19 protein-coding genes, 1 pseudogene and 1 CRISPR repeat array (1 of these 21 running past the window's edge) are annotated in these 21,768 nt (G+C 64.7%); of the genes and pseudogenes, 12 read left to right on the top strand and 8 right to left on the bottom strand.

Annotation, left to right across the window (positions count from 1 at the left end; translation table 11 throughout):
* Positions 1–1,553: direct repeats of the CRISPR family, unit length 37 nt; unit sequence GTTTCCAGCGTGTCTCTGCACGTCGGGAATGAAGGAC (it extends 5,843 nt beyond the left edge of the window).
* A gap of 271 nt (positions 1,554–1,824) precedes the next feature.
* From AADX97_RS23670 to AADX97_RS23615, 12 genes are all read left to right on the top strand, one after another.
* Positions 1,825–2,427, top strand: coding sequence for a hypothetical protein (locus AADX97_RS23670; RefSeq protein WP_374235027.1), 603 nt, complete (start codon positions 1,825–1,827; stop codon positions 2,425–2,427).
* 6 nt (positions 2,428–2,433) lie between these two features.
* Complete coding sequence (gene cas1 / locus AADX97_RS23665) at positions 2,434–3,408, top strand: CRISPR-associated endonuclease Cas1 (protein ID WP_374235026.1); 975 nt, start codon at positions 2,434–2,436, stop codon at positions 3,406–3,408.
* Between the two features lie 127 nt (positions 3,409–3,535).
* A complete protein-coding gene (locus AADX97_RS23660; RefSeq protein ID WP_374235025.1) occupies positions 3,536–3,709 on the top strand; it encodes a hypothetical protein in 174 nt (57 codons plus the stop codon).
* A 181-nt stretch (positions 3,710–3,890) separates the two neighbouring features.
* Entirely contained in the window at positions 3,891–4,148 is a 258-nt protein-coding gene (locus AADX97_RS23655; RefSeq protein WP_374235023.1) for a hypothetical protein, read from the top strand.
* Between the two features lie 151 nt (positions 4,149–4,299).
* Positions 4,300–4,650, top strand: coding sequence for a hypothetical protein (locus AADX97_RS23650; RefSeq protein ID WP_374238831.1), 351 nt, complete (start codon positions 4,300–4,302; stop codon positions 4,648–4,650).
* 73 nt (positions 4,651–4,723) lie between these two features.
* Positions 4,724–5,293, top strand: a complete 570-nt coding sequence (locus AADX97_RS23645) for an AHH domain-containing protein (protein WP_374238830.1) — start codon at positions 4,724–4,726, stop codon at positions 5,291–5,293.
* Between the two features lie 261 nt (positions 5,294–5,554).
* Positions 5,555–6,082: an NYN domain-containing protein gene (locus AADX97_RS23640; RefSeq protein WP_374235017.1), complete on the top strand. Its 528-nt coding sequence runs from the start codon at positions 5,555–5,557 to the stop codon at positions 6,080–6,082.
* Positions 6,082–6,702, top strand: a complete 621-nt coding sequence (locus tag AADX97_RS23635) for a hypothetical protein (RefSeq protein ID WP_374235015.1) — start codon at positions 6,082–6,084, stop codon at positions 6,700–6,702. The genes AADX97_RS23640 and AADX97_RS23635 overlap by 1 nt, the downstream gene beginning before the upstream one ends.
* Positions 6,702–8,051 (top strand): ThiF family adenylyltransferase, encoded by a 1,350-nt coding sequence (locus AADX97_RS23630; protein WP_374235013.1) that lies wholly within the window; start codon positions 6,702–6,704, stop codon positions 8,049–8,051. The genes AADX97_RS23635 and AADX97_RS23630 overlap by 1 nt, the downstream gene beginning before the upstream one ends.
* Before the next feature lie 1,110 nt (positions 8,052–9,161).
* The gene (locus AADX97_RS23625; RefSeq protein ID WP_374235011.1) at positions 9,162–12,557 is read left to right on the top strand and encodes a DUF2126 domain-containing protein; all 3,396 of its coding nucleotides are present in this window, start codon (positions 9,162–9,164) and stop codon (positions 12,555–12,557) included.
* 911 nt (positions 12,558–13,468) lie between these two features.
* Positions 13,469–13,858, top strand: a complete 390-nt coding sequence (queF, locus tag AADX97_RS23620; protein WP_374235010.1) for a preQ(1) synthase — start codon at positions 13,469–13,471, stop codon at positions 13,856–13,858.
* A gap of 35 nt (positions 13,859–13,893) precedes the next feature.
* Complete coding sequence (locus AADX97_RS23615; RefSeq protein WP_374235009.1) at positions 13,894–15,201, top strand: FGGY-family carbohydrate kinase; 1,308 nt, start codon at positions 13,894–13,896, stop codon at positions 15,199–15,201.
* A 13-nt stretch (positions 15,202–15,214) separates the two neighbouring features.
* On the opposite strand, the gene AADX97_RS23610 is transcribed toward AADX97_RS23615, so the two are convergent.
* The 8 genes and pseudogenes from AADX97_RS23610 to AADX97_RS23575 form a co-directional block, all read right to left on the bottom strand.
* A complete protein-coding gene (locus tag AADX97_RS23610) occupies positions 15,215–15,970 on the bottom strand; it encodes a PAS domain-containing protein (protein ID WP_374235035.1) in 756 nt (251 codons plus the stop codon).
* A 7-nt stretch (positions 15,971–15,977) separates the two neighbouring features.
* Positions 15,978–16,217: pseudogene (locus AADX97_RS23605) on the bottom strand (PAS domain-containing protein); the annotation flags it as partial.
* A 223-nt stretch (positions 16,218–16,440) separates the two neighbouring features.
* The gene (locus AADX97_RS23600; protein ID WP_374235007.1) at positions 16,441–17,313 is read right to left on the bottom strand and encodes a prephenate dehydrogenase; all 873 of its coding nucleotides are present in this window, start codon (positions 17,311–17,313) and stop codon (positions 16,441–16,443) included.
* Complete coding sequence (hisC, locus tag AADX97_RS23595; RefSeq protein ID WP_374235005.1) at positions 17,310–18,422, bottom strand: histidinol-phosphate transaminase; 1,113 nt, start codon at positions 18,420–18,422, stop codon at positions 17,310–17,312. The genes AADX97_RS23600 and hisC overlap by 4 nt, the downstream gene beginning before the upstream one ends.
* Positions 18,419–18,904 (bottom strand): hypothetical protein, encoded by a 486-nt coding sequence (locus AADX97_RS23590; protein WP_374235003.1) that lies wholly within the window; start codon positions 18,902–18,904, stop codon positions 18,419–18,421. Before AADX97_RS23590 ends, hisC begins: the two co-directional genes overlap by 4 nt.
* The gene (locus AADX97_RS23585) at positions 18,905–19,234 is read right to left on the bottom strand and encodes a UPF0175 family protein (protein WP_374235002.1); all 330 of its coding nucleotides are present in this window, start codon (positions 19,232–19,234) and stop codon (positions 18,905–18,907) included.
* Between the two features lie 178 nt (positions 19,235–19,412).
* Positions 19,413–20,519 carry a prephenate dehydratase gene (gene pheA / locus AADX97_RS23580; RefSeq protein ID WP_374235001.1) on the bottom strand — a complete coding sequence of 369 codons (1,107 nt, stop codon included), beginning with the start codon at positions 20,517–20,519 and terminating at the stop codon, positions 19,413–19,415.
* On the bottom strand, positions 20,519–21,703 hold the full coding sequence (locus AADX97_RS23575) for a phosphoglycerate dehydrogenase (protein WP_374235000.1): 1,185 nt from the start codon (positions 21,701–21,703) through the stop codon (positions 20,519–20,521). The genes pheA and AADX97_RS23575 overlap by 1 nt, the downstream gene beginning before the upstream one ends.
* Positions 21,704–21,768: the final 65 nt, after the last annotated feature.

Here is a 21,768-nt window from a genome sequence, read left to right as displayed (position 1 = left end):
CTTGTTTCCAGCGTGTCTCTGCACGTCGGGAATGAAGGACAAGTCCACAAGACCAAGGACGAGTGGAAGGACAGTTTCCAGCGTGTCTCTGCACGTCGGGAATGAAGGACAAAATATATTCAATCATTGGATACAAGTTCAAGTTTCCAGCGTGTCTCTGCACGTCGGGAATGAAGGACGATAATGCAACTTCGTATGTAGTTCCTGTTCGTTTCCAGCGTGTCTCTGCACGTCGGGAATGAAGGACTCAAGGTCGAAAACGAATGCTCGATCAACGATTGTTTCCAGCGTGTCTCTGCACGTCGGGAATGAAGAACATATATAAATGCTGGTAGTTTTTGGCCCGACAGTTTCCAGCGTGTCTCTGCACGTCGGGAATGAAGGACAGCTTGTGAGCCAAGGCATCGTAAGAAATATAGTTTCCAGCGTGTCTCTGCACGTCGGGAATGAAGGACTTTACCTTTTACAATTAATGTATTCTTGATGGTTTCCAGCGTGTCTCTGCACGTCGGGAATGAAGGACGGATGTTCGGCGGTTGGTCGGTGTGTCCGAAAGGGTTTCCAGCGTGTCTCTGCACGTCGGGAATGAAGGACATTCCCCGCCCTCCGTATTGGTAATACATTCGTTTCCAGCGTGTCTCTGCACGTCGGGAATGAAGGACGTTTCGGAGGATCTTATGCAACCTTAGAAGAGGGTTTCCAGCGTGTCTCTGCACGTCGGGAATGAAGGACGCTTGTACGTCTTCGATGAGCAAACTAATGTTTCCAGCGTGTCTCTGCACGTCGGGAATGAAGGACTCTTACACGAATCGTGGATAGTCTTAGAAATGTTTCCAGCGTGTCTCTGCACGTCGGGAATGAAGGACCTGACTGCAAACATTGCTGGATTTGGTTCGGTTTCCAGCGTGTCTCTGCACGTCGGGAATGAAGGACTTAACAACCCTCGACGATGGTATTCATGAGGTTCGTTTCCAGCGTGTCTCTGCACGTCGGGAATGAAGGACCAAAAGGCGCAGGTGCCGAGACTTTCGAGTATGGTTTCCAGCGTGTCTCTGCACGTCGGGAATGAAGGACATAACAAGGTCGCCGACGAAATTGTTTGGTGTTTCCAGCGTGTCTCTGCACGTCGGGAATGAAGGACACGACAGTGCGTGGAAGCTAAATCAGGACGCTGTTTCCAGCGTGTCTCTGCACGTCGGGAATGAAGGACATCGAGCGTCGCGGCCAGCCCGTATGCAGAATGTTTCCAGCGTGTCTCTGCACGTCGGGAATGAAGGACGCACTGTCTGTGCATTTTGACATCGATCAGGGTTTCCAGCGTGTCTCTGCACGTCGGGAATGAAGGACTGAACATCGAACATCCCGGCAACGGCTGCGGGTTTCCAGCGTGTCTCTGCACGTCGGGAATGAAGGACCAAATGAGTAATAAATCGTTTTTGTGGACCTAGTTTCCAGCGTGTCTCTGCACGTCGGGAATGAAGGACTAAAATCTTCCGAGTATAGCAGTCGATTTTCGGTTTCCAGCGTGTCTCTGCACGTCGGGAATGAAGGACCCTACAACTCAAAGACGCAAAACACTTGCGGTTCAGTCGCTTGACCACGGAACCCGACTCGTCCGGACTGGTACCGCCGTGTCGGCGGACACCCGACTTACCGGATTTCCGGTGAAAGTTACCTGTTTTTACCATACGACAGGACGAAAAGACTCTATGCGCGCCGAACCTGTAGTGCGCAACGATGTTATCACCCGAACCCCGGCCTCGCTACAGCTCAAGGTCGCCGTTCCGTCTCCAACGACAATCCGGCGTCTGGAGGAGTCGCGCTATGTTGATCACCATTGCAGGAAGGGGGACATCGCGCCTGATGGTGGTGGCCTACGACATCGGTTCACCCAGTCGAGCGCGCGCCGTGCGGCGGGTGCTCGATGCGGTCAACCATGCCAAACAGTATTCGGTCTACGAAACCTTGCTCGGCCCCGGCGAGCTGCGCCGACTGTTGAACGAGGTCAGCGCTTGCTGTGATCCGAGCGTGGATCGGCTGGCCGCCTGGTGGCCGCTGGATGGCTTGCGACTGGTCTGGGGCAAGGCTGGCCTGCAAGCCGAGGCGCAATCCGGCGGCGTGTGCGGCACACCCGAGCGGCTGCGCGCGAACATCGGCAACTTCATGGTCTGTTACGACATCTCCGATACGGCGGCATTGCGTGCCGTGGGCGCCGAGGTGGCCGCGGAGTGCGCGATGGTGCAGCGCTCGGTCTATTGGCTGCGCGCCCCCGCGACACGGCTGGCGGCCTTGTTGAAACGCTGTTCCATCCATCTGGAGACGAGCGATCGTTTGTGGGCCTATCCGCTTGGCGCCAGCCGGGCGCTGTGGCGGATGGACGAGCATGCGGCGCCGTGGTTGATCCCGATCGCAACCCATCATTGGTGAACCAACATGAGCGGACATCTGGCCCTGGTCGTCGATCGTGCCGGCGCAACCCTGGAGAAGGGAACGCACGAGACACTGGTCCTCACCCATGCCGACGGGCGGCGCGAGCGCATCGGTCTGCGCGCGCTCGGCTCGGTGCTGTTGCACGGCGATGTGAAGTTGAGTACCGGCGTCCTGCAGGCGCTGGCCGCCCACGCCGTGCCCTTCACGACGCTGCCCAAGCGCGGACGCGCACCCGCGGTCGGCGTGGCGCACTTGCCGCACCGGCATGTCCGGCGGCGCCATCTGCAACATCTGGCCTATGCCGATTCCGAGCAGCGGCTGGATCTGGCACGGCGCGTGGTGTGCGCCAAGCTCGCCAGCATGGCCGAGTGCGCGCATCGGCATACCCCGGAGCTGGAAGACGCGTTCTACCGCGCCATGCGCATGGCAACGCTTGCCCGTGACTTCTCCGCTCTGATGGGCGTGGAAGGGGCGGCGACGGTCAAGCACTTCGGTGCTCTGGAAACGCGCTATGCGCACACCGGCACCTTCGCCTTCCACGGGCGCTCGCGCCGTCCGCCGCGAGATCCGGTCAATGCGCTGATGTCGCTGGCCTACACCCTGGCTCAGGGCCAGGCGACACCGCTGGCGATCCAGGCCGGACTCGATGTTCAGCTCGGTTTTCTGCATGCGCTGCATCCGGATCGCGAGTCACTGGCGCTGGATCTGCTCGAACCGGCGCGTGCGGTGCTGGATGACTGGGTGCATGGCCTGCTGGTGCGTCAGGCGCTGTTCAAACCGGCGCAGTTTACCGACAGCCCGACCGACGGAGTACGTCTCGATTCCGAGGGGCGCTCTGTCTTCTACGCGGCCTGGTACCGCGAGGGCCATCGTCTGGCACTCGAGCCGATGCAGCGCTTGCTTGCCCAGCTGCTGGGTGCGTTGGGTGATACCGGGCCGGACGGCGACGAGCCTGAGGCGCTGGCAGAGGTCGCTTGACTGGATTGACCGATTCGTCGGTGAAAACCGCTGCTTTCCGAGACGCGAGAAGGTGAAAGAACAATGGCGGGGACGGCACTTGGCCGCCCCGCCGATCCACTCGTTGTCATCTCGTGAGGAGCCAATCATGGGCGATTTCTTTGCTGCGTTGTTCACCTTCCTGTTCGTGGCCGGCCTGGTCGCGATGGGCGCCAGCCTCTACGGCGCCGGCAAGCAGGACGGCAGTCGTCGCGGCTACGCCGCCGGCAAGCGTCGCGGCAGTCGCCGCGGCTACGCCGCCGGCCGTCGCGCCGGCCGCTAGGGCTGCCGGCCGACCCGACCCGCAAGGGTCGGCCACGGCAGACACCATCAAACCGGCTTTCCGGTGAAAGCCACCGATTTTCCCGACACGACAGGATGAAAGACCGATCCGGGCCGCCCAAGCGCGACCCGGGCGGCCGTGCTTGTCCCACACCTAACAGATCTTGCCGAGGGTTCCCAAAATGATGATCTCGACCAATCCCGATGTCCGCGCTGTCGTCTCGCAGACCTTGCGGCAGTACCCCTGGCTCAAGTGGGAGCGGGGCGGACGCCACGGGCGCCTGCGCAGCGAGCGCACCCTGGACTTCATCCCGGTCCCGTTCTCGCCCTCCGACTTCCGGGCAACCCGGAACCTGCGCGTACAACTGCGCCGGCTCGGCGAGCGCGGCGAGGGGCTGATCGCGGCAAAACGCTCGCACGTCGCGAGCGGCGCGGTCTGAGGCGAGCGACCGGCCTGCCGGTAAAACCCCGGGGTATTTCACTCGCGACAGCTTGAAGGCGGCGTCCCACGACGCCGCCAGGGATCGACCGCGGTTCATTGCGTTGGATCTGCTCGTTGATAGAGCCACCCTGACGTTTCGGAGATCGATGATGAAAACTGTACTTCCTGCTCTGGCGCTGAGCGCCCTGCTGGTGACTCCACCCGTGTCCGCCGACTGCTACGGCGAGTACGGCGGGGCAACCGGCGGGGGGATCGGTGGCGGCATAGCCGGCGCTTCCGTCGGCAGCTCACTCGGCACTTGGGCCGGCAGCATGCTGTGCCTCGGTGGCGTCGCGCTGGCGCCGGTGACCGGCGGTCTCAGCGCCGTGGCGAGCTGCACCGCCGTGGTGGCCGCCGCGACTGCCACCGGGACCGTGCTCGGAGGGATCGGCGGCGGCTACGCAGGCTCCGAGGCCGGCGCGGCGGTCGGCCGTGCGCTCGACGGTGCGGAGTGCCGTTGAGCGCCGCGCGCGGGGAGCGTATCCCCGCGCGCCCATCCACCGCCACCTTCGCTTATCGTCCCTGGAGGGAGACATGTCCATGCCCGTCATTGCTTCGCGCCGTCTGGTCTGCGTCGTTTTGTGCCTCGGCATGCTGGGCATGGTCGGCTCGGCCCCTGCCCAAGCAAGCTGGCTGCATGCGCTGAAACGCCTGAGCGAAGCAGCCACGGCGAAGCACTCCGCGCCGAAAGCGTCCGGTGCGATGCCGCGCTCGCAATACGGTACGGCGTTGCGCGGCAACATGCAGGCCGTGAACAAGGTCTGCCAGTTGGGCTGGCAGGCGCATCACCTCATCCCGGTGGCGCTGGAACAGCATCGCGCGGTGCAGAAGTGCGCTCTGGACATCAACGCCGCCGTCAACGGGCTCTGCATGCCGGGCGCCAAGGTGCCGGCCCCGGGTCCCATCCGTCCGCATCAGGGTTATCACGCGGGCTACAACAACGCCGTGAAAACGGCACTGGACGGGATCCCGAAGTCAGTGTCGAAGGCCGAGACCTGTCGCCGGCTCGAACGGATTCAAACCTGTCTGCGCGACGGGATCGGCGCCGGCAGTCCGCTCTACGGCCAGCAGGTGGACAAGGTCTGGCGTCAGTGTCGACCCTAACCCCTGAGGTGACGCGCCACATTGCTTCGGGCGCCTCGGCTTGCCGAGCGCTCAAGCCGGCGCAGCACCGATCGACTCTTCGGTGAGCGCCCCGTTTTTTCCGTCACGACAGGGCGGAAGACCGACGCGGGGAAACCGTGGCGCTCGCCGCCGCCCGCGCGACATCCACATCGAACCAATCCCGTTTCCGAACCGCTCCAACAACCATCGTTTGCCTCTCCCGAACGGAGGGGCGCCATCCACATGTGTTCGAGGTTTTCCATGATCAAGAAGATTCTTGCCATCGACCTGACCCCGTGCGAGATCGTCGCGCGCGAGTTGGGGCACCCCTACTTCCCCATCGAGGGCATGCGCGAGCTGATCGCCGGCGACGGGGTCGATCTGACGGAGACGCTGGTGACGCTGGTCGAGCGCGTCGCCGACGACAACCCGGAGGCAATCGCCGCCAACAAGGTCAACTTCACGCGCAAGCGGCACGCCCTCGAGGAGGCCGGCGCCCGCGTGATTCCGGCGCCGGCGAAGCGTCAGCCCGACGGCGCGTTCAAGCAGTCGGACGACCAGCGGCTGGTGATCGCCACCCTGTCGCTGGCACTGCGGCTGCGTCCCGACTTCGTGGTGCTGGCCGCGGCCGACGGTGACTTCGCCCCGATGGTGTGGGCCTTGCGCGATGCTGGCATCCGCACCGAGGTGCTCGCCCGCCCGCAGATGCTCGCGAGCGACCTGCGCCGCGCCGCCTACTCGGTCATCGACCTCGACACCGCACTCAACCAGATCGGAGGACACCACTGATGGCACTGAAACGCGATGAGCTCGGCTTTGTGCGCGCCACCGGCTACGGGCGCATCCGGCACGACGAGCTGGCCGACCTGCTGGGCCTGGGGCCGAACGAGAGCCTCTACCGCTCCGGCATCGACCAGGGCGTGCGCACCGGGCAGGTGGTCAAGGACGCCGAGGTGTCCGTCAAGCCGGGCGACACCTTTTCCGCCGGTCCGCGCGTGGTCAAGGGCGGCGCGCCGCTGCCCGAGGCCCTGCGCCGTGAGCTGGAGGGCCTGCGCCGCTCCGGCTTCGGCGGCATCGGCCAGCCCGAGCCGAGCCCCGAGGGTTGGCGGCTGCGCCTGCGCGGTCTGACCCTGCCGGGCGGCGTGCGCACCGATGCACTGGTGCTGCTGCCCAAGACCTACCCGCTCACCGCGCCCATCGGCTTCTACCTGGCCACGGGCGCGGCCAGCGCGCAACTGGACCGCAGCCACCTGTTCCACAACCGTGCCTACCACGGCGCGCCGGACCTCTCCGGCGAGGGCTGGCACTGGTACTGCGGCGTGGCCGACACCTGGCGGCCCGGGCATCACACCCTGGTCAGCTACCTGACCGTGACCCTGGCCTTCTTCGCGGATCGGGCGGTGTCCTGATGAGGACGGAACCCGTGCTGCGGGTTCCCTGGGGGCTGGCCGAGCGCCTGCGGGCGCTCCTGCACCCGGAACCCTTCCAGGAACGCTTCGCCTTTGCCGTCGCACGGCCGCTGCGCACCGAACGCGGCGCACCGCCGACGGCGCTGGTGGAGCAACTGCTCACCCTCGACCCGGAGGACTATGCCCACACTGCCGCCGGCGGACTGAGCCTGACGGATGCCGCCTCGGCGCGGCTGAACCGCTGGGCGGTCCAGGTGGCGCGCCAGGGGTGGCTGGCGGTGCATCTGCACAGTCATCCGCCCGGCGTCGACCGGTTCAGCACCACCGACGATGCGGCCGAGTCGCGCCTGTCGCAATGGCTGGCCGAACAGGGCGTACCCGGCTACTGGAGCCTGGTGTGGCCGACCGGCGGCGTGCCGCGCGCCCGCCTGTGGACGCGCGGTCAGACTCAGCCCGGGCGGTTGTTTCTGGGACTGGCCCCGATGGTGGCGGATCCGTCCAGCGACGGATCGCCTGCGCTCGAGCGCCAGCGCGCATTTGGTCCCGGACTGCGTACGGCGGCGGATCAGATGCGTGTCGGCGTGCTCGGGGTCGGCGGACTCGGCCTGCTGGTCGTCGAGCAGTTGGCGCGCGCGGGCTTCCGGCGCTTCGTGCTGATCGACCCGGATACTGTCGAGGAGACGAACCTCAACCGTCTGCCGGGTGTTACCCGCCGCGATCTCGGACGCCTCAAGGTGCGCGTGGCCAAGCGGATGATCCGTCAGGCGTCGGTCAGTCTGGGTCTGGCGCCGGAGATCTCTGCCCTCGCGCATGACATCTACCGCTCAGGCGCCGCCCAGCGCGCCCTGGCCCGCTGCGACCTGATCCTGGCGGTGACCGACAACGACCTGAGCCGTACCATGGCGCTGCAACTGGCGCTGGATCATGGCCGCGAGTATCTCCAGGCCGGAACCGACATCACGCTCGCCGAGGATGGCGCGATCGTCGGTCTGCGCGCCGAGGTGACGGGCGCCGAGATCGGACGCTATTGCCCGATCTGCAGCGGTCGGCTCTCGCCGGGACAGGCGTCCATCGAGGCACGCGCCTATGCCGGGGGCGAGGTCGCCGCGCGTGCCCTGAGCGACGGCTATGTGCCGGATGTCGCCGCGCCGGCGGTGATGAGCCTCAACGCGGTGACCGCCGGCCTTCTGGTGACCGAGATCCAGCGCCGCACCGCCGGCCTCGGTGTCCGCGACCTGCTGCAGGTCGACCTGCAATCCGGCACGCTCGTAGCGCGGGAACGGCTGTCCATGGGTACGGATTGCCGGGTGTGCGGGGCCGTGAACGCCACGCCTGCCGTGGCGACCTGAGTCCGCCCGCCGGCCTCGCTCGTAAGACCGGCCACCCAAAACATCAGTCGCTCGTGACACCCGCTCTGCGGTGTCACGCATGCCCCGTGGCGCTCTGCGCCACGTGCCACGATGGGCCGGTCTTACGAGCGAGACCCGCCCGCCTCTTGCGTGCCTGGACGTCGCACCGGATCTGCTGAACGGAAGCGGTGCGCGTCCGGAGTGCTTGACCGGTGTGTCGGTGAATACCGGCACTTTTTTCAACGCGACAAGGTGAAAGCCAGACTCGGACCAATGCGGTCCCGTCAGCCTTTCATCGTCCCAAGACCTTCTATGGAGAACAACAGATGATCACTTCAACCACCTCGATCGCTCGCACCGCACCTGGCTGCGTCTACATCCCGATCCCGGTCGGGCCCCCTCCCCCGCCTCGACCGGGGAGCTGACGGCTCTCACGGCCTCGGTCGCAGGTTCGCACCGAGGCCGATCGACCGACGGTCAGGCAGAGCTCCGGGCTGGCGGGCGATCGCCGCTGTCGTATAGGGCGCAAATCCGGCGCGGGTCCTGGATCTGCGCCACGGGCTCGCGGCCGAGCGCGATTCGGCGCTGCGGGGCTCAAGCCGCCGGCCGATGCGTTTGGATCGGCCGGCACTTTCGTTCACCTGAAACCACCGTACCTTCAGGGTCGCCCTGCGCGCGGTTCGTCAAGGTCGACGACCGTGGCCGCACCAGCAAGGGGCAAACAAACCGAGCCAAAGCGGGGCACGCCGCTCGGTATCCGCACCGATCCGTTCCGGCGTTCGACCCACCATCCATCTCGCCCTCGACCGAACGACTCGGGCCGCAGCGCGTCCAACCTCCCTGTCCCCGTTGAGCTCGAAACACCTCGGCATCCGACAGGCGAGCCGTTTCGCAAGACAGCGCCGGTGTTTTGTGGGATCGTTGGCACCTGAACCGAATCCCTTGGCGATGCGTCGGCACGATCTTTGCTTATTGGTCACCGCGGATCGCCACCCCACGGCAAGACAGCAACACATCGACCCGTCTTTCCTCGTCTGAACAAGCGCCGCCTGCGCCGCGGTACGACAGTCAGACTCGACACCCGACACTTCAGTTAGGAACCCAGCCCCGATGTCGATCCTCGTCGCCATTAATCACAAGACCGAATACCGCTTCGACCGCGCGGTGAGCCTCGCGCCGCATGTCGTGCGTCTGCGCCCGGCCCCGCACTGCCGTACACCGATCCGCTCCTACTCGCTGAAGGTCGAACCCGCCGAGCATTTCATCAACTGGCAGCAGGACGCCTTCGGCAACTACCTGGCGCGGCTGGTCTTTCCGGAAAAGGCCAAGACGCTGACGGTCGAGGTCGACGTGATCGCCGAGATGATCACGATCAATCCTTTCGACTTCTTTCTCGAAGACTACGCCTTCTATTATCCCTTCGAATACGAGCCCGACCTGCGCAAGGAGCTTGCGCCTTATCTGGAGGTCACCGAAAGCGGACCGCTGCTTAAGAAGTGGCTCGCGGCGGTGGATCGCACCAAACGCGAGACGGTCTACTTCCTTGTCGATCTGAACCAGCGGCTCCAGCAGGACATCAACTACGTCATCCGCATGGAGGTCGGGGTCCAGACCTGCGAAGAAACCCTGAGTCGGCGTCTGGGCTCTTGCCGCGATACCGCCTGGCTGCTGGTGCAGATCCTGCGGCATCTGGGTCTGGCCGCGCGTTTCGTCTCCGGTTATCTGGTGCAGTTGACGGCCGATGTGAAATCGCTCGACGGCCCGTCCGGTCCGGAGGCCGACTTCACCGACCTGCACGCCTGGGCCGAGGTCTATGTGCCGGGCGCCGGCTGGATCGGGCTCGATCCCACCTCGGGTCTGTTCGCAGGCGAAGGCCACATCCCGCTCGCCTGCTCGCCGGCACCGCGCAGCGCCGCGCCGATCACGGGTGCGACGGACAAGTGCGAGGTCGAGCTCTATTTCCACAACGAGATCACGCGCATCCACGAGGATCCGCGCGTCACCAAGCCCTACACCGACGAGCAGTGGGCGGCGATCGAGTCGCTCGGCCATCAGGTCGACGCCGAGCTCAAGGCCGACGACGTACGCCTCACCATGGGGGGCGAGCCGACCTTCGTCTCGATCGACGATATGGACGGTGCCGAGTGGAACATCGCGGCCCTAGGCCCGACCAAGAAGATCCTGGCCGAGGACCTGATGCTGCGCCTCAAGCGCCACTTCGCACCCGGCGGTCTGCTGCACATCGGACAGGGCAAATGGTATCCGGGCGAGCAACTGCCGCGCTGGGCGCTGTCCTGTTTCTGGCGCAAGGACGGACAACCGGTCTGGCGCAACCCCGAGCTGTTCGGCCTGGAGAACACGCAGTACGGCCACGGACCTGCCGAGGCCGAGACCTTCGTGCGCACGCTTGCCCGTCACCTGGGTGTGGATCCGAGCTTCGCGTCGGAGGCCCATGAAGACGTCTTCTACTATCTCTGGAAAGAGGCACGTCTGCCGGCAAACGTCGACCCGCTCGACAACAAGCTCAAAGACCCCAACGAACGCAAGCGCCTGACCCGGCTCTTCCAACAGGGTCTAAACCGCGTCGCGGGCTATGTGCTGCCGCTGCGCTGGTGGGGTTTCGGTGCCGAGGGGCGCTGGAAGAGCGGGCGCTGGACCTTCCGCGACGGCAACCTATTCCTGATCCCGGGCGACTCCCCGATGGGCTTCCGCCTGCCACTGGATGCCCTGCCCTACATCCCCGAGGGCGAGCTGGACACCGTCCCCGAGCGCAACCCCTTCGAGGCGGTCACCCCGTTGCGCTCGCCCTTCGACGAGGTGGCGCGCCGTTATACGCGTCTGGTCGAGCCGGCCCAAGCGCCGCAGACCATCCGCGAGCAGGGTCACCGGCCGCAGGATCTCGCCGCGCGCTACGGGCGCGTGACGCCTCCGGACGAGTCCCACCAGTCGCTGCACCCGCAGGTCGCCCTGCCCGACGACCTGCATCCGGATCTGATCCGCACCGCGCTCTGCATCGAGCCGCGCGAAGGCCGGCTTTACTGCTTCATGCCGCCGCTGACACACCTCGAGCATTGGCTGGATCTGGTGATCTGTCTCGAGGATACGGCCGCCGAGCTCAAGATGCCCATCATCATCGAGGGCTACGAGCCGCCGCGCGACCATCGGCTCCAGAAGCTGGCGGTCACGCCCGACCCCGGCGTCATCGAGGTCAACATCCACCCGTCCGAGAACTGGGACGACATGGTGCGCGACACCCAGATCCTCTACGAAGAGGCTCGCCAGGCGCGGCTCGGCACCGAGAAGTTCATGCTCGACGGCCGCCACACGGGTACCGGCGGCGGCAACCATGTCACGCTCGGCGGCCCGACCCCGGCGGACAGCCCGCTCCTGCGCAAGCCCGATCTGGTGCAGAGCCTGATCGGCTACTGGCAGCATCATCCGAGCCTGTCCTATCTCTTCTCGGGGATGTTTATCGGCCCGACCAGCCAGGCCCCGCGGGTCGACGAGGCGCGCGACGATCGCCTCTACGAGCTCGACATCGCCTTCCAGCAGATGCCGCCCGGCGAGGTGCCGCAGCCTTGGGTGGTCGATCGGGTGCTGCGCAACCTGCTGACCGACGTCACGGGCAACACCCACCGCACCGAGTTCTGTATCGACAAGCTCTACTCGCCCGACAGCGCCTCCGGGCGTCAGGGCCTGGTCGAGTTCCGTGCCTTCGAGATGCCGCCGCACGCCCGCATGAGCCTCGCGCAGATGCTGCTGCTGCGCACCCTGGTCGCACGCTTCTGGAAGGAACCCTACCGTCGCAAGCCCGTGCGCTGGGGCACCGAACTGCATGATCGTTTCCTGCTCCCCCATTTCGTGCGGCAGGACTTCAACGACGTCATCTGCGATCTGCAGCGCGCCGGCTATCCCTTCGACCCGGCCTGGTTCGATCCCTTCTTCGAGTTCCGCTTCCCGCACTACGGGGATCTAGTCACCGAGAACGGCATCGACATGGAGCTGCGCGCGGCCATCGAGCCTTGGCATGTGCTGGGCGAGGAGGTCACGGCGCAGGGCACCGCTCGCTTCGTCGACAGCTCGGTGGAACGGATGCAGGTGAAGGTCAACGGCATGATCGGCGACCGTCATGTGCTCGTGTGCAACGGACGGCGTGTACCACTGCGCCCGACCGGACGCAAGGCCGAATTCGTCGCCGGGATCCGCTTCAAGGCGTGGAGCCCGCCGTCCGGTCTACACCCGACCATCCCCTCGCACAGCCCGCTCCTGTTCGAGATCGTCGATCTGTGGAACCGCGCGAGCCTGGGCGGCTGCACCTACTATGTCGCACATCCCGGCGGTCGCAGCGAAAGCAACTTCCCGGTCAACAGCTACGAGGCGGAGAGTCGGCGCATCGCGCGCTTCCGGCTGATGGGCCACACCCCGGGCCCGATCGACCCGCCGCCGCACGAGCCGGCCGGGGAGCATCCCTATACGCTGGACCTGCGTTACACGCCGGGGTGCTGAGCCAAGGCGAACTCTGGAAACCTTCATGCCAAAGGCGTAGGTTGTGCCGAGCCGTGCGAGGCACAACCAACCGTCGGCGCAAGTTGTGCTTCCTATCGTCAGCACAACCTACGGGTATGGAAGTTTGCGGAAATCGCCTAAATTGCGTCCGGACGCCATCGGTGCCTTTTGCCTGAAAGCAAAGATTGATGTCGACATTGCCGGTGACTTTTGACCCGATCGTCCGTAACACCAGGATGCCGCAGTTTCCTTCCGCGGGACAATTGCTGCCGCGCTTGACCTGCCATTCCACGTGGTGCCAGAGATCGCTCTCGAATCCGAAGACATTGACAGACCTCTACAATCTCGCCCGACGACACCTGACATCAGGCAACGCGCGCGATTCGGTTCATCTCGTCGCTCAGTGCATCGCTGGCCTGTTCCAGATCGTATTCGTTCTGTAAAGACATCCAGAATGCCGGGGTCGTACCAGACAAAACAAATCCTCCACTGGTCGTGGAGGCCCTCCAGCCCGGCGCTACCCGTCTCCCGCCGGGGCCATCTCACCCCAGCCTACCGGACTGATCACCGATGACTCGATGAGGACCGTAGCGGTCATGATTCAATGCCTGCCTGTGCACTCGTTAGGCAGCTAACGTGAACTTGAGGAGACGAATTCTTCTGTTTCCCCAACAGCGCCGGAAACCGTGGTCTGCCCCTGCTATTTCGCTGGTATTCCGTCCCTGGTACTCCCCCTGGTATTCCCTGGTATTCCATGGTGCGTCCCCCGGAAAGGGACGCAGCGCTCGGGATCCGGGCTGCGGGTTCAGCAGCCCGAGCCAGCCATGTTAATCTCCCCGTATTCGCAATCACACCGATCGATTCGCCTTGGAGGCAACGATCCGTTTCCCCGCTTCTGGAGTCCAAGCACCATGTCCACCGCCCCGAGCCGTGCGCTCGAGACCTTTCCCAACCCTCAACCCGAGCGTGACTACAGCATCCGCATCCAAATCCCGGAGTTCACCTGCCTGTGTCCCAAAACAGGCCAGCCGGACTTTGCGGAGCTGACCCTGGAGTATGTCCCGGAGGCGCGTTGCGTGGAGCTCAAGGCGCTGAAGCTCTACGTCTGGACCTATCGTGACCAAGGCGCCTTTCATGAGGCAGTCACCAACGAGATCCTCGGCGACCTCGTGAGGGCGACCGAGCCGCGTTTCATGCGCCTGACCGCTGCCTTCAACGTCCGCGGAGGGATCTATACCACGGTGGTCGCCGAACATCGCGCCGACGGTTGGCGTCCCGCGGATCCCGTTCAACTCCCCTGATCTCGGCGTATCTCCGACAGGGATCCCGACGCGCGATGGCCCCGAGCGCAAGGTCAACACGCGGTCTCGCCTGGATCGGCATCGATCTCGGCACATCCGGGTGTCGCGCGGTGGTGATCGACGAGGCCGGCAGGGATCTGGCTTGCGCACGCACCCACCTTGCCGAGCCGCTGAGCCCGGCTCCGGGGCACTACGAGCAGGATCCCGAGCTGTGGTGGCAAGCCGTGCTCGACACCCTGACGCAGCTCGGCGCCGCGCTCCCCGATCGGGAGCCGGTTGCCCTCTGTCTCGATGCGACCTCCGCGACCCTTCTGCTGACGAGGCCGGACGGCGAACCCTGCGGCCCGGCACTGATGTACAACGACCGGCGCGCATCGGCGGAAGCCGCTGCGATCGACCGGGTGGCCCCGACCGACAGCCCGGCGCGCGGCCCGAGCGCGAGCCTAGCCAAGCTTATCCATCTGAGCGGGCGGTCTCCGCACGGCAGCGTCGCTCTGGCGTTACACCAAGCGGATTGGATCACCGGGCGCCTGACCGGGCACCATGGTGTCAGTGACTGGAACAACGCCTTGAAGCTGGGGTACGACGCCGAGCGTCTGCGCTGGCCGGATTGGGTGTCGGCACTGATCCCCGAAGGGGTCAGACTGCCGCGGATCGTCGCGCCCGGTGATCCGATCGGACCCCTCGTTACAAGGCTCGCAAACCGGCTTGGCTGGCCATCGACCGTCCGGGTTCTTGCCGGGACGACGGACAGCACGGCCGCAGTGATCGCCGCCGGAGCACGGCAGCCCGGCGATGCGGTGACCTGCCTGGGCAGCACGCTGGTGCTGAAGATCCTGTCGGAGCGTCCGGTGACGGCATCCGCTTACGGGATCTACAGCCACCGCTTCGGCGACGCTTGGCTGGTGGGAGGCGCCTCCAACAGCGGCGGCGCGGTCTTGCGCAGGTTCTTCAGCGACGCCGATATCGTCTCGCTCAGCCGCGACATCGACCCCGAGCGCCCATCCGGCCTGGATTATTACCCGCTCATCGGACCCGGCGAGCGCTTTCCGAGGAACGATCCCGAGTTGGCACCCCGCCTCTCGCCGCGCCCGAGCGAGCCGCGGGACTTTCTGCACGGTCTTCTGGAAGGCATCGCCCGCATCGAAGCGGAAGGCTACGCACGGTTGGCCGAGCTTGGCGCTCCGCCACCTCGGCGGATCGCGAGCATCGGAGGCGGCGCGGAAAATCCGACGTGGACGGCGATGCGCACCCGGATCCTCGGGATCCCGGTGATGAGCGCCGAACATCAGGATGCCGCTTACGGTGCCGCTCTGCTCGCCCTGCATCGCTCAGGAGACTAGCCCGATCGGCCTGTCAGCTCGGCTCCGAAGGCCGTCCGAAGAGATACCACGAGCCCCATTCGACACCCAGATCGACGAGCCGTTGCAAGGTGCCTTCGTCCTCGATTTGCTTGGCAATGGTCGTGATGCCGAGATCCTTCGCCGAGTGCTGAATCGCGGCCAAGATAGACCGCGCACGCACCGATTCGTTGGCCAACCGAACGAGGTTCACATCGAGCCGGAGAAAGCTGACCGGTTTCGACACCTCGTCGCCAACACCGTGGCCGTAGGCGTCGTTGACCAGCTTGAAGTGGTCGAGATCCAGAATCGCAAGACAGCAGGCCAGTCCCGAACGCCGACCCCGGGCATGGATCCGCTGAACCGATTGCCAGATCCCGCGCCGATTCAGCAACCCGGTCAACTCGTCATGGTCGACAAGGTACTCAAGCTTCAGCTCGGCGACCTTGCGCCGGGTGATGTCGATGTGGGTGCCGGCAACCCGCATCGCCTTGCCGTCCGCGTCCCGCTCGAAGACCCGCGAACGGTCCTGGATCCAGACCCAATGCCCGTCACGATGACGCATTCGATATTCCGCATCGAACCGATCGAGGTCGCCGTTCGTCACCTGCTCGGCAAGGGTCTGGACGCGGTCGCGATCCTCCGGGTGCAGGATCTGCCGCCAGCTCTGCAGATCGATCTGAATCTCGCCGACGCCATAGCCGAGCATGGCCAGATAGCGTGCGTCGACCGTTACCTCCGGGGGCGATACGGAGCCGGTGCAAAGACCGATTCGCGATCGCCGCTGCGGTCTCCGCGCGGTCGTCCTCGTGGACGAGCGGCATGAATGACCGGCCGAGCAGCTCGTCCTTGTTCTTGCCGAAGACCCGACAATAACTCGGGCTCACGAACGAAAAGCGCCCCTCGGGGTCGATCTTCACCAGCAGATCCGTTTGGTTCTCGACAAGCAGACGATAGTCCTCGTCAGGTATCTCGACGGCACCCTGAGTCAAACGCTGCTCGGTCTCTTCTAAAGGCATGAATCGGATCGTGCTGATAATTACCGATGGACGACGAGGATAGCCCGCCATCGTGACGTGGTCGAGATCCAGCGACCGACAGATACCTTTCAATTCAGTGTGAATATGCACGGAATTCAGTGCGAATGTGCCGGCGCGCCGCGCCAGCCATCGGCTGCCGCACAAGGGCCAGGGCTCGGGTCGCTGACTCCTTCCAGATGCTCGGCCGCACACGGCCGTGCAATCAATCGATCCGTGGCGCGTCCACATAGCGATCGCGCGCCGCCTTGGCCCGCTCGAAGATGGCGAGCAGCCCCTCCCCGTCCGCGCTGCGAATACTCTCGGCGAGATCGGTCATCTCGATACCGAAGCGCGCCAGCATGGCGCTCAGGGCCTCGCGATTGGCCAGACAGATGTCGCGCCACATGACCGGATTACTCGAAGCGATGCGGGTGAAGTCCCGAAAGCCGCCGGCGGCATAGCGGAAGATCTCGTCGTTCTCGCGCATGCGCGCCAGCGCATCGACCAACCCGAAAGCGAGCATGTGAGGCAGATGGCTGGTGGCCGCGAGCACCTCGTCGTGATGGGCGACCGACATGCAGGTGACCTCGGCGCCGCAGGTCTCCCACATCGCGGTAACGCGTGCGAGTGCATCGGCGTCGGTCTCGGGCAACGGGGTCAGGATAACGCGACGCTGCCGGTAGAGCTCGGCTACGGATGCCTCCACGCCGCTGTGCTCCGTGCCGGCGATCGGGTGACCGGGGACCAAGCGCGGCGGCACCTGGCCGAAGACGCCGAGCGCATCCACCACCACGCTGCCTTTCACACTACCCCCATCGGTGACCACCGCAGCGGGGTCGAGCCGGTCGCGAATCGCCTCGAAGACCCCGCGCATGGCACCGAGCGGTACGGAGACGAACACCATGTCCGCGCCCGCGACCGCCTCGGCGGGATCCTGCGTCAGCAGATCGACGACACCCAGCTCGCGCGCCCGCTCGAGGTTGGCAAGCCCGCGTCCGCAGCCGACGACCCGCCCCACGGCGCCGGCCTCGCGCAGGGCCCGGGCGAGGGATCCGCCGATCAATCCAACCCCGATGATCGCCAGCCGCTCGATCATGACGCGAGCACATCCTCGAGCGCAGCGATGCAGCGGACGTTCTCGGCCTCGAGACCGATGCTGATGCGTAGATGGTTGGGCAGACCGTAGTTGCCGACCGGTCGCACGATGACGCCGCGTTTCAACAGATCCAGATTCACAGGACCGGCCGACCGGCCGACATCGAACGTGATGAAGTTGCCGACCGACGGGATGTACGCGAGCCCCATTCGCTTGAAGGCATCGAGGTACTGCCGCATCCCCGCACGGTTGAGCTCGACCGAGGCACGCACATGCTCGCGATCGCCGATCGCCGCGGCCGCGGCCGCCTGAGCGAAGGCATTGACGTTGAACGGCTGACGCACCCGATTGAGCAGGTCCGCAACCTGCGGATCGCTGAGTCCGTAACCGACCCGCAGCGCCGCCAAACCATGGGCCTTGGCGAAGGTCCGGGTGACGACGAGATTCGGAAAGTACTCGAGCCAGTGCGTGGCATCCGGAAAGTCCGGCTCGCCGACATACTCGGTGTAAGCCTCATCGACCACCACGATACAGGTTCGCGGCATGGCCCCGATGAATGACTTGAGCGGTGCGGCGGCCAGCCAGGTCCCGGTCGGATTGTTCGGATTGGCAATCCAGACCACGCGGGTCTTGTCCGTCACGAGACTGGCCATCGCGTTGAGATCGTTCCCGTAGTCGCACGCCTTGGCGACACGCGCGGTCGCGCCGGCCGCTTGGGTCGAGATGGCATAGACCGCGAAGGCATGCTCGGAGAAGACCGACTCCACACCGGGATGCAGGAAGGTCCGTGCGATCAGGTCGAGCACGTCGTTCGATCCGTTCCCGATGGTGACCGCGCTCTGCGGGACACCGTGGAACTCGGCGAGCACGCGTCGCAGCTCGAAGCCGCCGCCATCGGGATACCGCCCGATCTCGCCCATCAGGCCGGCGATCGCCTCGCGCGCCCGTGGGCCGGGACCCAAGGGATTCTCGTTCGATGCCAGCTTCACCGAGTCACGAATACCGAGCTCGCGCTCCAGCTCTGAAACCGGTTTGCCGGGGACGTAAGGGGTGAGCCCGGCAATTCCGGGGGCGGTCAGGGGCAGGAAGGGATTGTCGTGGACAGTCATTGAGTTTCCAATCTCATGATAAACGCCTCGTAGAGGCCGTTGGACAGGTGAAATCCCCGTTCTTTCGCGTTCACGAGAATCTGCTTCGCGGAGTCCAAATCCAAGATCTCGCGCTGGACCGCAAGCAACAGGACGCCGACCAATCCGAGCACAGGGATGCCCATCATCCGCGCGACCCGCCGTCCTTTCTTCTCGTCCACGATCAGCGGCAGATGTCGCTGACGCGCCAACGTGAGGGCTTCGGCTTCTCCGGGATCGAGCAGGGTCCGAAGCTCGACGAGCAGCGACACCTCATCCACCGACATCACCTCGAGCCATGACCGCTGCTGCACGATCCCCGCCACACCGGGATCGCCGGCGAGCCATTCTCGATAGACGGCATCGGGAAGCAACACACGCTCGAAACAGCCGGCGAAGAGATCAAGTCGCTGTTGCGCCGCGAGTACGATCAGCGCGGTCGTATCGCTGACGACGGTCCTCATTCAGGGGTGGGCAAGCCGGTCTAGGGTCTCAAGCTCTTCCGCAAGATGGTAGTCGGCGATCGGAACACCCAGCTCGCCGAGCAGTCGCATCATCTCCTCGCGCGACTTCTCGAAAACCCGCGCCACCTGGCCCAAGCTCAGATCACCCGACTGGAAGGATCGGACGGCGATCCATTTTCGAAAGCCAAGGTCGAGCAGCCTGTCATCGAAGGCGGCGGCAATTCCGATCGGTTTGCCGCGCCGCGTGATGAGCAGATATTCGCCGCGGTCGAGGGTCTGTCCGAGCAGGCTCGGATTGGTTTGGAGCGCTTTGATACCGATGGTTTCCATCGACCGGGTACTCCGTCAAAGGGGTATCCGAAGTATAGCAGAGCGACTTGACCGGACCGCCGGGGACGCGCAGCAAACAGCGTCTCGCGTAGATCATGCCCACATGAGCGGACGCCGTACATCGAATCGAACCCGTCCGTGATCGAGATGCTTGTCATACCGATCTGGGATCAACGGCCTAAAGCACCGCCAGCGGATAAGACCCGAGCACCTTGAACAAGAGCGATGCCTGCCTGAGGTTTTCCAGCGCAAGCGCGACCTTCGGGTCGTCTCTGTGGCCCATGATGTCGATGAAGAAGACATAGTCCCAGATCCCGCGGCGGGAGGGGCGCGACTCGATGCGGGTCATACTGATCCCGTGGGCGGCCAAGGGGGTCAGCAGGTTGTGGAGGCCGCCGGCCTGGTTGCGGCAGGACAGCAGCAGGCTGGTCTTGTCCTGGCCTTGGCCGCTCGGCCGAGAGTCCTGCGGACCGATGACGAGGAAGCGGGTGGTATTGCCGGGCTCGTCCTCGATGCGCTCGGCGAGGACCTTCAGTCCGTAGATCTCGGCGGCTTGGAGACCGGCGACGGCCGCGGCATCCTCTTCGGTCGCCGCGGTCCTTGCGGCCTCGGCATTGCTGCCGACGGCGACGCGCTCCGCGTTCGGCAGATGACGGTCGAGCCAGCCTCGACATTGCGCCAAAGATTGCTGATGCGAATAGACCGTGCGGATGGCACAGAGATCATCCGTCGCGCTCATGAGGTGATGGTGGATCCGCAGACTCACCTCGCCCGTGATCATGAGGGGCGATGTCATAAACATGTCCAGGGTGTGGCTGACCACGCCCTCGGTCGAGTTCTCGACCGGGACCACGCCGAAGTCGCACGAGCCGGCCTCGACCTCACGGAAGATCTCGCCGATGGTCGCCAGTGCGAAGGTTTTGACCGAATGGCCGAAGTGCTTGATGGCCGCAGCCTGGGTGAAGGTCCCGGCCGGACCGAGAAAGGCGACGTTGAGCGGCCGCTCGAGCGCCAGACAGGCGGACATAATCTCGCGAAAGAGTCGTGCTACCTCCTCGCCGTCGAGCGGACCCGGGTTGGCGGCCTTGATGCGACGCAGGACCGCGACCTCGCGCTCGGGCCGATAGAACTGCACTCGGTTGCCGTCGGCCGATGCCTTGATGTGAGCGACCTGTTGGGCGCAAAGGGCGCGCTCGCTGATCAGACCGAGCAATTCCAGATCGATCGCGTCGATCCGATTCCGCACGTCTTCCAAGGCGTCGCCCTTCGTGCTGTTCTGCTCCATCAATCGATCCGCTCCCGAGGTCCGAGACAACGCACGGAGAGGACGCCGTCGATATTACGCAATTGCTTCGCCGTGTCTTCCGGGCAACGCTGATCGATATCGATCAGGGTCACCGCCACGTTGCCGCGCGAACGATTGAGCATATCGAGAATATTCAGCCCGGCTGCGGCCAGATCGGTCGAGATCTGCCCGACCATGTTGGGCACATTACTGTTGACGATCGCGATTCGATAGCCGCCGTTGCGAGGGAGATTGATCTCCGGGAAGTTCACAGAGTTGGTCACGTTGCCGTTTTCGAGATAATCGCGGATCTCTTCGGCGACCATCACAGCGCAGTTCTCCTCCGCCTCTTTGGTCGAGGCGCCGAGATGCGGCAGGGTGATCACCCGAGGATGGTCCTTCAACAGATTGCTCGGGAAATCGCAACAATAGGCATAGAGGTGACCCTGATCCAGTGCGGTGACCACTGCGTCGTCGTCGATGATCCCGTCGCGCGAGAAGTTCAGCAGGACGGCGCCCTTGCGCAGTGTGCGCAGTCGTTCGGCGTTGATCATGCGTCGGGTGTCGTCGGTGAGCGGGACGTGGAAGGTGACGAAATCCGAGCGCGAGAGCAGATCGTCGATGCTCAGCGCCGGCTGCACGTCGCTCTCAAGCTGCCAGGCGCGCTTGACCGTGATGGTCGGATCATAGCCGACGACGCGCATCCCGAGGGAGCGTGCGGCGTTGGCGACCTTCACTCCAATCGCGCCGAGACCGATGACACCCAGGGTGCGGCCCGGCAGCTCGAAGCCCACGAATTGCTTCTTACCCGCCTCGACCGCCTGATGGATGGACGTGTCGTCGCCTTCGAGCTCGCGCGCGAAGCGCCACGCCTGACCGATGTTGCGTGCCGCGATCAACATGCCGGCGATCACCAGCTCCTTGACGGCGTTCGCATTGGCACCGGGCGCATTGAAGACCGCCACGCCGCGCGCCGTCATAGCCTCGACCGGGACGTTGTTGGTCCCGGCGCCGGCACGCCCGATCGCCTGCACACTCGGCGGGATATCCGCCGCCTGCATCTTGGCCGAGCGCACCAAAATCGCGTCGGGATTGGCGATCTCCGAGGCGACCTCGTAGCGATCACGCGGTAACCGATCGAGCCCGGCGACAGCGATATTATTAAGCGTCTGAATCTTGAACACTGAATCGCGTCCTGAGTGATAAACGGATGTTAATTGGAGGATCGAGCGTCGCGCGCGTCAACTGG

The organism is Thiocapsa sp. C2-2m, from assembly GCF_041903745.1.
Classification (GTDB): Bacteria; Pseudomonadota; Gammaproteobacteria; order Chromatiales; family Chromatiaceae; genus Thiocapsa; species Thiocapsa roseilacustris.
Note: the sequence above shows the minus strand (reverse complement) of the source record. Positions and strands in the feature narration are given on the sequence as shown.